11 protein-coding genes are annotated in these 12,650 nt (G+C 46.8%); 8 read left to right on the forward strand and 3 right to left on the reverse strand.

Annotation, left to right across the window (positions count from 1 at the left end; all coding sequences use genetic code 11):
* Window positions 1-40 precede the first annotated feature (40 nt).
* Genes BLR65_RS08050 through BLR65_RS08060 form a run of 3 tightly spaced genes read left to right on the forward strand, consistent with a single transcriptional unit; the run spans window position 41 to window position 4,468 of the window.
* Entirely contained in the window at window positions 41-301 is a 261-nt protein-coding gene (locus BLR65_RS08050) for a hypothetical protein (RefSeq protein ID WP_245692595.1), read from the forward strand.
* Entirely contained in the window at window positions 276-1,400 is a 1,125-nt protein-coding gene (locus tag BLR65_RS08055; RefSeq protein ID WP_093793671.1) for an efflux RND transporter periplasmic adaptor subunit, read from the forward strand. Before BLR65_RS08050 ends, BLR65_RS08055 begins: the two co-directional genes overlap by 26 nt.
* Window positions 1,397-4,468, forward strand: coding sequence for an efflux RND transporter permease subunit (locus BLR65_RS08060; RefSeq protein ID WP_093793672.1), 3,072 nt, complete (start codon window positions 1,397-1,399; stop codon window positions 4,466-4,468). Before BLR65_RS08055 ends, BLR65_RS08060 begins: the two co-directional genes overlap by 4 nt.
* On the opposite strand, the gene BLR65_RS08065 is transcribed toward BLR65_RS08060, so the two are convergent.
* Window positions 4,438-4,698: an N-acetylmuramoyl-L-alanine amidase family protein gene (locus tag BLR65_RS08065; RefSeq protein ID WP_093793673.1), complete on the reverse strand. Its 261-nt coding sequence runs from the start codon at window positions 4,696-4,698 to the stop codon at window positions 4,438-4,440. The genes BLR65_RS08060 and BLR65_RS08065 overlap by 31 nt on opposite strands.
* Before the next feature lie 115 nt (window positions 4,699-4,813).
* Here BLR65_RS08065 and BLR65_RS08070 point away from each other — a divergent pair, with 115 nt between their 5' ends.
* The 5 genes from BLR65_RS08070 (at window position 4,814) to BLR65_RS08090 (ending at window position 11,074) form a co-directional block, all read left to right on the forward strand.
* Window positions 4,814-5,404, forward strand: coding sequence for a TetR/AcrR family transcriptional regulator (locus tag BLR65_RS08070; protein ID WP_093793674.1), 591 nt, complete (start codon window positions 4,814-4,816; stop codon window positions 5,402-5,404).
* A gap of 76 nt (window positions 5,405-5,480) precedes the next feature.
* On the forward strand, window positions 5,481-6,635 hold the full coding sequence (locus BLR65_RS08075; protein WP_093793675.1) for an MFS transporter: 1,155 nt from the start codon (window positions 5,481-5,483) through the stop codon (window positions 6,633-6,635).
* 2 nt (window positions 6,636-6,637) lie between these two features.
* On the forward strand, window positions 6,638-6,859 hold the full coding sequence (locus BLR65_RS08080) for a hypothetical protein (protein ID WP_093793676.1): 222 nt from the start codon (window positions 6,638-6,640) through the stop codon (window positions 6,857-6,859).
* Between the two features lie 4 nt (window positions 6,860-6,863).
* On the forward strand, window positions 6,864-7,985 hold the full coding sequence (locus BLR65_RS08085; protein WP_093793677.1) for an efflux RND transporter periplasmic adaptor subunit: 1,122 nt from the start codon (window positions 6,864-6,866) through the stop codon (window positions 7,983-7,985).
* Window positions 7,982-11,074: an efflux RND transporter permease subunit gene (locus BLR65_RS08090; protein WP_093793678.1), complete on the forward strand. Its 3,093-nt coding sequence runs from the start codon at window positions 7,982-7,984 to the stop codon at window positions 11,072-11,074. The genes BLR65_RS08085 and BLR65_RS08090 overlap by 4 nt, the downstream gene beginning before the upstream one ends.
* Before the next feature lie 668 nt (window positions 11,075-11,742).
* Here the strand turns inward: BLR65_RS08090 and BLR65_RS08095 are convergent.
* Together BLR65_RS08095 and BLR65_RS08100 are read right to left on the reverse strand one after the other, a co-directional pair.
* Window positions 11,743-11,949 (reverse strand): CooT family nickel-binding protein, encoded by a 207-nt coding sequence (locus tag BLR65_RS08095; protein WP_093793679.1) that lies wholly within the window; start codon window positions 11,947-11,949, stop codon window positions 11,743-11,745.
* Between the two features lie 4 nt (window positions 11,950-11,953).
* Window positions 11,954-12,379: a DUF3842 family protein gene (locus BLR65_RS08100; RefSeq protein ID WP_093793680.1), complete on the reverse strand. Its 426-nt coding sequence runs from the start codon at window positions 12,377-12,379 to the stop codon at window positions 11,954-11,956.
* Window positions 12,380-12,650 lie beyond the last annotated feature (271 nt).

The raw sequence follows: 12,650 nt of genomic DNA on the forward strand, positions 1-12,650 counted from the left end.
ACCAGATAATATTCCATTAACCGTGTGATTAGGAGGAGCGATGAAACTGTGCACTATCATTCACGGCATACCTGTCGTGGCAGACCCGGCATTGTCAAGGAAAGAAATCAATAAACTTGTTTCCGATACCATTCAAACATGGACATGGGAAGGAAGACAATTAGAAAAAATTGAGCTGATCAGCGATGGCCAACTGATCCATATCTGTTCTTATGAAAAACCGTTGATCAAACTTGTCCCTTTACGAAATGACATAAATAGGGAGAGAATAATAAATGCAACAGCTAAAATTATTGACTAAAATGCCGAAAAAAAAATTATATTACGGTTTAGCATCAATAGTGTTAGGTATATGTATCGTAAGCGGTATGATGTGGAAGGGACAGTCTCAGCCCAAACCGGTTGAAGATGATGTTGCTTTAGTCCAGACAGCCGTAATCAGCGTTGCAGAAACGGCACAAGATTATGCCTATTCCGGTGAAGTGCGGGGCCGGTACGAAAGTCAGCTTGCCTTTCAAGTCGGCGGAAAGATCATAAAACGCAATGTTGACTTGGGTAGTACGGTCAACGCCGGTGATGCCTTAATGGAAATTGACTCGAAAGATATTGCGCAAACGGTAAATGCGAATGCCGCCCAGGTATATTCCGCTCAATCGCAATTAAAATTGGCGGAAAATAACCTGAAACGCTACCGCCAGTTGTATGAACAAAATGCAATCAGCCAGGCTCAGCTCGACCAGTATCAAAGTGCGTACGACGCGGCGGTCGCAGCCGTGCAGCAAACGTCCGCCCAATATACCCAGGGTGCTAACCAGCTGGGTTACAGCACCCTGTATGCCACCAGCGCAGGCGTTATCTCCGGTATCAATGCCGAAACCGGACAGATCGTCAGTGCCGGACAGTCTGTTCTTACACTGGTGCAGGACGGCGAACGGGAAATTGAAATCAACGTTCCCGAGAACCGCATCGAAGAACTGCGAAAGGCGGAGCAAATTCAGGTCACCTTCTGGGCTCTGCCTGGTGTTGCCGCAGACGGAAAGGTAAGAGAAATATCGCCTATCGCCGACAAAATATCCCGCACTTTTAAAGTCCGGATCAGCCTGCTCAATCCGCCGGCAGAAATAAAGCTAGGCATGACGTCGACCGTCACGGTAGTTCACCCCGGCAATAAACAGACCGCCTCCCTTCCTCTGTCAGCTATCTACCAAACGGGTGATACACCTAACGTTTGGGTTGTCCAAAACGATACCGTAACTCTAAGGCCAATAAAAGTGGGCCGTTTCGAAGATAACCAAGTTGAGGTACTGGAAGGTCTGCAAAACAGTGATGTGGTTGTTACCGCCGGAGTCCATAAGCTGAAAGAAGGACAAAAGGTCTGCACGGGCGGTGATAACCAATGAACAAACTAAACTTAACCGAGTGGGCACTCCATCATAAGCAGTTGGTCTATTATTTTGTTTTCATGACTTTCATCATAGGAATTTTTTCGTATTTCCAACTAGGGAGAATGGAAGATCCTGATTTTGTCCTCCGTAAAATGATTGTATCCGTCTCTTGGCCAGGAGCCAGCGCCCGCCAGGTAGAAGATCAGGTAACGGATAAAATCGAGAAAAAATTGCAGGACCTTCCTGGTTTAGACTATCTGAATAGTTATTCAAAACCAGGCCAGGCCGTGATCTATGTAGCGCTAAAAGACACGGTAGCCGAAAAAGACATCCGGCCAACCTGGATGGATGTGCGCAATATGGTCAACGATATCAAGGGTACTTTACCGCAAGGAATAGTCGGTCCCACTTTTAATGACCGTTTTGACGATGTTTTTGGCTGTATTTACGCCCTGACATCCGATGGATTTACCTATGAAGAAATGCGCAGCCAGGCCGAAAAAATCCGCCGGATTTTACTGGGCGTTTCCAATGTAAAAAAGGTGGAACTGCTCGGTGTACAGGATGAAAAAATTTACATTGAAATCGAAAATAACAAACTAGCCCAACTGGGGATTGACCCCAATTTGATTGTCAATACCATCAAGGCTCAGGATGCCATGGCCGCTTCCGGCATGATTGACACTTTCTCCGATAATGTTTATTTACGGGTCAGCGGCATGTTTGACAACATCGACAGCATTCGTAATCTGCCTATCCGGGCTAACGACCGCACCTTCCGTTTGGGTGATATTGCCAAAATAGAACGCAGTTATAGCGACCCCATTGACCCCAAAATGTATTATAACGGCCAGCCTGCTATCGGCATTGCCGTCTCTATGGATAAAGGCGGCAACATCCTGACATTGGGTGCTGATCTTACTAAAACCGTTACTCAAATTAAAAAAAATTTGCCGCTTGGTTTTGATCTCGACCAAATAGCCAATCAACCCCAAAGCGTTGAGGAATCAATCGGTGAATTTGTAAAATCATTACGCGAAGCCATCATCATTGTTTTGCTTGTCAGTTTTTTAAGTCTTGGCATGCGTTCCGGCATGGTAGTGGCATTGTGTATTCCTTTGGTTCTGGCTGGTACATTTACCTGCATGAAACTCCTGGGGATTGATTTACATAAGATTTCGCTGGGCGCGCTGATTATCGCCCTGGGACTCTTGGTCGACGATGCCATCATTGCCGTAGAAATGATGAGCGTGAAGCTGGAACAGGGCTGGGACCGGTTTAAAGCCGCTTGTTTTGCTTATACAGCAACCGCCTTCCCCATGCTGACAGGAACATTAATCACGTGCGCCGGCTTCATTCCTATTGGGTTTTCCAAGGGAAACGCCGGGGAATATGTTTGCAGTATCTTTACAGTAGTTACGATCGCGCTGCTAATATCCTGGCTTATATCGGTTTTAGTAACGCCATTATTGGGATATATACTAATTAAACCGAAGTCGGCAACAAAAAACCAGGATATTTATGATTCGAAATTTTACCAATTTTTCCGGAAGATACTGCTCTGGTGTTTAGGCCACCGGAAACTGGTACTCAGCATCACCCTGGCCAGTTTTATCGGTTCTATTTTTCTCTTCAAATTCATAAAACAAGAATTTTTTCCGTCATCCTTGCACCCAGAACTGATCGTAGAGATGAGGTTGCCGGAAGGAGCTTCCCTGCAGGCAACTGAGCAAGAGGCAAAGCGTTTTGCAGAAACACTTGCTGACGATCCCAACATTAGCCACTACAGTTACTATGTCGGTGAAGGCGCTCCCCGGTTTGTGCTGACCACTGACCCTACCCTACCCGCCAGTAACTATGCACAATTTGTAATTGTAGCCAAAAATGTAGAAGCACGTAACGCATTAAATGCGAAAGTAGATAACTTATTCGCTAAGTCCTTTGCCAATGTTCGCGGACATACCAAAGTAATCCTGACTGGCCCTCCATCACCTTATCCCGTTATGCTCAGAGTAACCGGTTATGACCACGAAAAAGTACGTGAAATCGCCAGTCAGGTAAGCAACGCCATGGCATCCAACCCTCATATCACCCATATTAACTGGGACTGGAACGAAAAAAGCAAAGTTATGCACTTGACGGTTGATCAAAACAAAGCCAGAATGCTGGGAATTGACAGCCAGACCCTGGCATCGAATTTGCAATCGCAGTTATCCGGTGCTGCCTTGTCTGAGTTCAGGGAACAGGATAAAACAGTGGATATCGTATTCCGTATTGACCAGGAAAACCGAAAAGATTTATCTCATATTAAGGACCTCAATATCCATATCGGCAACGGTCAGTTTGTTCCTCTGGATCAAATTGCCCAGATAAGCTATGAGGCTGAAGACGGCCTGATCTGGCGGCGCGATCTGAAACCCACAATTACTGTACAGGCAGATACCGTCCAAGATACCACCAGCAATGACGCAACAAAACAAGTGTATGATAGTCTCAAGGATTTGCGTGAAAATCTGCCGCCTGGCTATAGCATTGACATCGGCGGCTCCCTCGAACGAAGCAAACAATCCATGCAGTTCCTGCTTCAACCAGTGCCAGCCATGTTTATAATTATTCTTACACTCTTGATGTTCCAACTTCAGAAGATATCCCTGATGTTTTTGACAGTATTGACTGCCCCTCTTGGTATCATTGGTATCAGTATATCAATGATATTAACGCAGCGGCCTATGGGATTCGTTGCTGAACTGGGGGTTTTAGCGCTTAGTGGTATGATTATACGAAACTCGGTGATCTTGATTGATCAAATTGAGCAGCATATAAAAGCCGGTGAGTCACCGTGGGATGCTATCATTGATTCAACCATACTAAGATTTCGTCCTATTATGCTGACTGCCGCAGCCGCTATATTAGGGATGATTCCCCTGATGGCAAGTACTTTCTGGGGCCCGATGGCAGTGGCGATTGCTGGCGGATTATTTTGTGCCACCATATTGACGCTGCTGGTTTTACCGACGATGTATGCAACATGGTTTAAAGTAACCCCAAATTCTCAGCCGGAACAAAAAACAACAGCAATGTGAGTCGTCAAGGCCCGGCGCGTCAGTAAGTTCGGTAAGGCGTTTTTCCAACCGTACCAAAAGGAACCCAGCACCACCGGGCAATCTGTTTCCCTGAGCACCTGAAAATTGGCATTTTTCGCCCCCCAGTCCGCGGTAGAAAGTTCGGGCACCATTTGAACCTGCAAACAGGTCGCTAGCCGCTTACCTGCGCCGCCCGGATAATGATATACCTCCGTACCATGGGTTCGCATCGTAATACTTATCTTTTAACCAGTCAGTAGTCGAAACAGAATATCTTGACAACTATATCAAACCTGCATTATTATAATATTGAACTTAAGTTCAGTATTGAAGTGTGAGGAACCTATGGCACAGATATTAAAAGAAGAAATAGAAAAAAATATATTCCGGGCAGCGATTGATGAGTTTTATACAATGGGTTATCAGTCCGCTACCCTGAGAAATATTGCTGAGGAAGCAGGCATTCCTGTAGGGCTTATTTATACCTATTACAAGAATAAAGCGGCATTGTTCGCTGCCGTTGTCAACCCTACCTATCTTTCTTTTCAAAAAATACTGTCTACAGCAAGTTCTCCGGAGAGCAATCCTGGCTACGACAAGTTTTTCCACGAAGAACTACCCTTTATCTTTACTATGCTCAAAAACAACCGCAAACCATTTATCATTCTCATCGATAAAAGCAAGGGTACCGTATACGAAAATGCCAGAGAGGAACTTATCCTGCTTACCCAGATTCATATACAGGCGCAATTGCAGCATAAGCTAATCCACTGTGAAAAAAAAGTAGACGATTTGTTTTATCACATATTGGCCAATAATTTTATGGAAGGTCTGTTCGAAATAGCCAGACATTATAAGGATGAAAAATGGGCGGACCATATTATGAAACTCTTTATCCAGCAATACTTTTACGGAATCAACTCCGTAATTGTATAAATTTTTTTCGCGCAATATTGAACATCGGTTCAATATTTAATAATTTATTGTAACGCAGAAAGGGGTCTGTTACTGTATGTTTAAAATTTCTCTTCTCTCCATTTCCCTCCTCACCATTATGGCCGGAGCGGCGGTGGCTCCGGGGCTGGGGGAGATTGCCAAGGCGTTCCCCGGTGAAAGCCAAACCATGATTAAACTCATTCTCTCTTTACCGCCGCTATTCATTATCCCGTTTTCGATTCTGTCAGGGATATTAAGTTCCCGGATGAGTAAGAAAAAGCTGCTGATCGCCGGTCTGGTTGTGTATATTATCGGCGGCGCCGGCGCTGTTTTTGCCGACTCGCTGATGCCGCTGCTTGCCTTCCGCGCCGTGCTGGGAGCCGGCACCGGCATCATACTGCCCCTGTCGACAGGGTTGATTGCCGATTTTTATCAGGGCGGCGAACGTATTAAAATGCTGGGATATTCCTTTTCGGCCAATAACCTGGGAGCTGTCGTCGGCAATCTTGGTGCAGGCCTGCTTGCCCTAATCAACTGGCAGTACGTTTTTTACGTCTATTTAATTGCTGTTCCTGTGTTGGTGCTTGTCGCCTTGTTTATTAAAGACATTCCCGCACCCGGGAAACAAGCGGAAGCAAACAATAAAACCGCCCTTCCCGGTCCGGTTTACGGCTGGGCGTTCGCAGCGTTCCTGGTTATGCTGGCCTTTTATGCGATTGTCACCAACCTTTCCTTACTGATTTATGGCAGAAACATCGGTGACTCCAGTTTTGCCGGCATTCTCTTCGCCATCAATGCCGTGAGCATGTTTATAGGAGGATTTAGCCTCAAGGCGGCCAGCCAGTATTTGAACCGTCTGCTTCCCTGCTGCATGCTGTTCTTAATGGCTGCAGGCTACAGCGGTCTGGGCGTAAGCTACTCCAAAACAATGCTCATCGTATCGATTATGGTTGCCGGCCTGGGAACCGGCTGGGCCTATCCGTTTATTATCAATAAAGCATCCGCCTATGCGCCCTTAGGGAAAAACATTGCCGTTATGGCTGTTGTATCCAGTTTTGCTTTCCTGGGACAGTTTTCTTCGCCGTTAGTTTTAGATACCCTGCGAAATTTAGCCGGTGGAACCGTTGCTGCCAGCTTCTTCATATTATCAAGTTGTATGGGATTGTTAGCCGTTATCGGCCTAACAGGTGCTCTTTCCAAAAACTTGCCTAATCAGCGGGAGGAGCCATAGTAATGTGCACAATCATTCAAGGCATACCTGTCATGGCCGACCCGGCATTATCGAGAAAAAAAATCAACCAGCTCGTTTGTGATATCATCAAAACCTGGAAATGGGAAGGCAAGGAACTGGGGAAAATTGAGTTAATTTATGATGGACAACTGATTCATGTCATTTCCTATGAAAAACCTGTAGTTCAACTTGTCCCTCTACAAATAAACACAAGGGAGACATAAATAAATGCAACAGTTAAAATACCTAAATAAAATACCAAAAAAACAAATAGTTTACGGTTTGGCAATCCTATTAGTCATCGGCATCATCGGCGGCATGATCTGGAAAGGACAGCATCAGCCCCAACCGGTTGCAGACGTGGTTAGTTTAGTCCGGACAACCACAGTCGGAATGACAAATGCCGCACAGAAATACACCTATTCCGGCGAGGTCCGGGGACGCTACGAAAGCCAGCTTGCCTTTCAGGTCGGCGGAAAAATCGTAAAACGCCATGTTGATCTGGGCAGTGTGATTAAAGCCGGCGACGCCCTTATGGAGATTGATCCCAAAGATATTAATCAAACGGTAAACGCGAATGCCGCTCAGGTATACTCCGCTCAGTCGCAGTTAAAACTGGCGGAAAACAACCTGAACCGCTACCGGCAGTTATATGCCCAGAATGCGATCAGCCAGGCCCAGCTTGACCAGTATCAAAGCGCCTACGACGCGGCGGTCGCTGCCGTGCAGCAGACATCGGCGCAATATATGCAGGGAACCAACCAACTGGGTTACAGCACCCTGTACGCCAATAGCGCAGGCGTCATTTCCGCTGTCAGCGCCGAGGCCGGCCAGGTCGTCAGCGCCGGTCAGGCCGTCCTTACCCTGGTGCAGGACGGCGACCGGGAAATTGAGATCAGCGTACCGGAAAATCGTATCGAAGAACTACGCCAGGCAACTCAAATTCAGGCCACTTTCTGGGCCCTGCCCGGCGTTACGGTAGACGGAAAAGTAAGAGAAATATCACCTATGGCTGATAAAATATCCCGCACCTATAAAGTCCGCATCAGCCTGATCAATCCGCCGGCAGAAGTAAAACTTGGCATGACGGCGGCTGTCGCGGCGATTCATCCCGGCAGCCAGCAAATCGCCGTTATTCCTCTGTCAGCCGTCTATCAAACAGGCGACACGCCTAGTGTGTGGGTTGTCCAAAATGACACCGTAAGTCTAAAACCTATAACAGTGAGTCAGTTTGGCGACAATCAAGTGCAGGTTCTGAACGGACTGCAAACCGGCGATGTGGTGGTAACCGCCGGAGTCCATAAACTGCGGGAAGGACAAAAGGTTCGTGTAACCGGTGATAACCTATGAAAAATCTAAACCTGACGGAATGGGCACTCCGTCATAAACAGCTTGTGTACTTTTTCGTTTTTATCACATTTATTATGGGAATTTTTTCCTATATTCGTCTGGGAAGAATGGAAGATCCCGATTTTGTCATCCGTCAAATGATTGTCTCGGTTTCCTGGCCCGGCGCCAGCGCCCGCCAGGTGGAAGAACAGGTAACCGATAAGATCGAAAAAAAGCTGCAGGACACGCCGGGTCTGGATTATCTGAAAAGCTATTCCAAACCGGGGCAGGCCGTTATCTATGTCACCTTAGATGACCACGTAGCCGAAAAAGACATCCGGCCTACCTGGCTGGAAGTGCGCAACATGGTTAACGATATCAAAGGCACTTTGCCCCAGGGAGTAGCCGGCATTGCTTTTAATGACCGTTTTGACGATACGTTCGGCTGCATTTACGCGTTGACAGCCGACGGGTTTACCTATGAAGAAATGCGTGACCGGGCCGAAAAGATCCGCCGGACTCTACTGGGAGTTCCCGATGTAAAAAAAATCGAACTCATCGGGGTACAGGATGAAAAAATCTATATTGAAATCGAAAGCAGCAAGCTAGCCCAATTGGGTGTTGATCCCAATTTAATTGTCAGCACGATTAAAAATCAGGATGCGATGGCCACTTCCGGTATGGTTGACACTTCCTCTGATAATGTTTATTTACGGGTCAGCGGTATGTTTGACAGTATCGACGACATCCGCAACCTGCCGGTCCGGGCCAATGACCGTACTTTCCTGCTAGGCGATATTGCCAGGGTTGAACGCAGCTATGCCGATCCCATTGACCCTCAAATGTATTATAACGGGCAGCCGGCTATCGGTATTGCCATATCCATGGACGCGGGCGGCAATATCCTGACTATGGGTGCCGGTCTTAGCAAGGCGGTAGCCCAAATCAAAAAAGACCTGCCGCTTGGTTTGGAATTTAGCCAGGTGTCCAATCAGCCCAAGGTAGTCGAGGCGTCGATCAGTGAATTTATAGGATCGCTGCGAGAAGCGATTATCATTGTGCTGGCCGTCAGCTTTTTAAGCCTCGGCATGCGTTCCGGCCTGGTAGTGGCGCTATGTATCCCTTTGGTTATTGCCGGTACATTTACCTGCATGAAGCTTATGGGAATCGACTTACAGAAAATTTCGCTGGGCGCCCTGATTATCGCCCTGGGACTTTTAGTCGATGATGCCATCATTGCCATTGAAATGATGAGTGTAAAACTGGAACAGGGCTGGGACCGCTTCAAGGCCGCTTGTTTCGCCTATACGGCAACTGCTTTTCCCATGCTGACCGGGACACTAATAACCTGCGCCGGCTTTATCCTCATTGGCTTTGCCCAAGGAAGCGGGCCTGAATATTGCCGCAGTCTCTTTCCCGTAGTTACGATCGCCCTGTTACTATCCTGGGTTATATCTGTTTTTGTTACGCCGCTGCTGGGATTCAAATTAATCAAAACAAAAGAGGCGCCCGGACACGACGCCGACATTTATGACACAAAGTTTTACCGGTTTTTCCGGAATATACTGATCTATTGTTTGGGTCACCGCAAGCTGGTCATCGGCGCCACAATCGTCTGCTTTACCGGCTCCCTGTTTCTTTTCAAATTTATCAAGAAGGAGTTCTTCCCTCCTTCTGTACGCCCCGAGCTGATTGTGGAAATGACTTTACCGGAAGGAGCTTCGCTGCAGGCGACTAAAGAGGAGGCCCAACGCTTTGCCGAAAACATCGCCGGCGATCCCGACATTGAAAATTACAGCTACTATGTGGGAAAAGGTTCTCCCCGGTTTGTACTGACCGCCGAACCCAGCCTTGCCGCCAACAACTATGCTCAGTTCGTGATTGTGGCCAAAAATCTTGAAGCCCGTAAAGCCTTAAACGAAAAAGTAAATACATTGTTCGCCGAAAGCTTTCCCAATGTGCACGGACACGTCAAAGTAATCCTGACCGGACCGCCTTCCCCCTATCCCGTTATGCTCAGAGTAACCGGCTATGACCATGACAAGGTACGGGAAATTGCCCGGCAGGTAAGAAGCGTTATGGCGGCCAACCCTCATGCCACTAATACCAATTTTGACTGGAACGAAAAAAGCAAAGCCATGCACTTAACGGTGGACCAGAACAAAGCCCGCATGCTGGGCATTGACAGCCAGGCCCTGGCCGCGAATTTGCAATCCCATTTGTCCGGTGCCGCTCTGTCCGAGTTCCGTGAACAGGATAAAACGGTGGATATCGTATTTCGTCTCGACCGGAAAGACCGGCAGGATTTGTCCCATATGAAAGATCTTACTATTCATATTGGCAACGGCCGGTTTGTTCCCCTGGACCAAATCGCCAAAATCGACTACGAGGCTGAAGACGGCCTGATCTGGCGGCGTGATCTGAAACCTACCATCACGGTACAGGCGGATGTTTTACCGGGAGCCACCGGCAATGACGTAACCAGCCAGGTCTATGCACAGCTTAAGGAGCTGCGTGAAAGTTTGCCGCCCGGCTATAGCATTGATATCGGCGGAGCACTGGAACGGAGCAAAATATCCATGGGACTCATGCTTCAACCGGTCCCTGCCATGTTTATCATCATTTTGACCTGCTTAATGTTCCAGCTGCAAAAAATCTCTCACATGATTTTAACGGTACTGACTGCTCCGCTGGGACTCATCGGCGTCAGTCTTTCCCTGCTGCTGACGCAGCGGCCGATAGGCTTTGTGGCTGAGCTGGGCATATTGGCGCTCAGCGGCATGATTATCCGCAACTCCGTCATCCTGATTGACCAGATTGAACAGCATATCCAGTCCGGCGAGACTCCCTGGGATGCCATTATTGATTCCACTATACTGCGGTTTCGCCCCATTATGCTGACGGCAGCCGCCGCTATATTAGGCATGATTCCTTTAATGCCGAGCACATTCTGGGGACCTATGGCAGTGGCCATTGCCGGTGGTTTACTGGGCGCCACCGTATTAACGCTGCTGGTCCTGCCAACGATGTACGCGGCATGGTTCAAAGTAACTCCGGTCTCTCGTCCGGCACAAAATGTAACTGTGACCGTTCCCAGTAATATGAAATAGGATTGCTATCCTCAGACGCAACGGCAGCTTAGATTTATTTTACGCTTCCCAGTACATTTTCTGTTGCATCTGGGTTTGTCCGAGTCAAACAGCGCGCCTAAAAGCGCGCTGTTTGACTTTTATGCATTATAAAGTTATTATGCATGGCCTCCTTTCATTGGTTAGATCAATTCTGTAATCGCTAACTGGCGGATTTACGCTTTCTGCTCCTTGCGGCGTTCCGCTGGGGCTGCACTCTCCTCATCCGCTCCCGTTCGGCCACCGCTATCGCTTAAAGTCGTATCCTGCCAGGTTGCTATTCATCAACCTGGCAGTGGTAGCAAGCCAGGACACTCCCTCCACTCGCGCCCAGCAATGTCAAAGGGGACGGGGTTGTTGACACTCCCCCCGCTCACGCTTTTAAAACAATTCCTCTATTAATTCCTGTGAGTCTTTCAATTTGTCGAATCGATAAGTTATGCTTCTGCTTAAGTGTTCTTAAGTACGTATTTCTTGTTTCCTTTACTAGGAGGGTTACCGCCCTAACCGTGGTGGAAAGTAAATTAGGAAATCAAAAAGACTGATTGCCTTGTTGCAGCAATCAGTCTTTTTTGCCTTTAAAAACCGATTTTGTATGACCAACTAAGATGTAATCCCCAACTAAAGGAGACGCAATAATTGAAATGTATTCAGTTTATCTTTTCCTCTTCTGCCAGTTCCAAAATAATACGATGGTCAACTAAGTTCAATTCCTTAATTCTAGCAGCGATGGTTTTTCTCTGTCCCCAAATGCTTTCGAGATAGATTTCACCATTTTGCGGCACTACCCGATCAACGCGTTCCATTAATAATTCTTCTTTATCATCCTTAATGAAATAAGCATTAGCCTCGCACATAAGGCTATTCCCTCCCTTCACTGACTATATATTGTTTCATTTGTGCAACCATAGCATCCACCAGGTGGGGTAATGGTTCAGAATGTATACCGACTAAATCAATATTATTGCGATGAATGGGTAATAGAATCTTTCTTGCCTTGCTAACAACGACACGCTTAGCCATTTTTCCAGTTAATTCACCCTTCATCGACTTAGGAAGAATGATACTAAGCGAGCCTAATATCAGGTCAACCTCATCAACGTTGCAAATAAGTGCGCTTTCACCGGTAGCGCCTTCATTGGCCCCTGCCCGTAGCATTGCGGAAGTGGCCTGTGAATTTGTGCCAATAGCCAGGATTTCAACACTATTATGAAACTCTTTTCTAACTTTGTCAATTATGACCTTACCTATTCCGCCTCCCTGCCCATCGATTACCGCAATGTACATAAAATCCCTCCGAAAAAATAACACAGAATCAATATGCCCTTCCCTTATACAGCCAATACGGAAAAACTTTCGGCAATACTGGGAAATTAAAAAGGTATGAAAAACCAACAGGATGCCACATCCTTACCGGCTTCATACCGAGTTATCTTTAATTCAAATTATGCTTTTAGACATTTACATAAAATTCGTTATTAGTGATATTCTTGTAAGAGTTTTCATAACTCTCTATTCAAGTTTAATTATATCACCGATACCAGATTTTTGTAAATAG

The sequence above is a fragment of the Sporomusa acidovorans genome, assembly GCF_900101845.1.
In the GTDB taxonomy this organism is placed as follows: domain Bacteria; phylum Bacillota; class Negativicutes; order Sporomusales; family Sporomusaceae; genus Sporomusa; species Sporomusa acidovorans.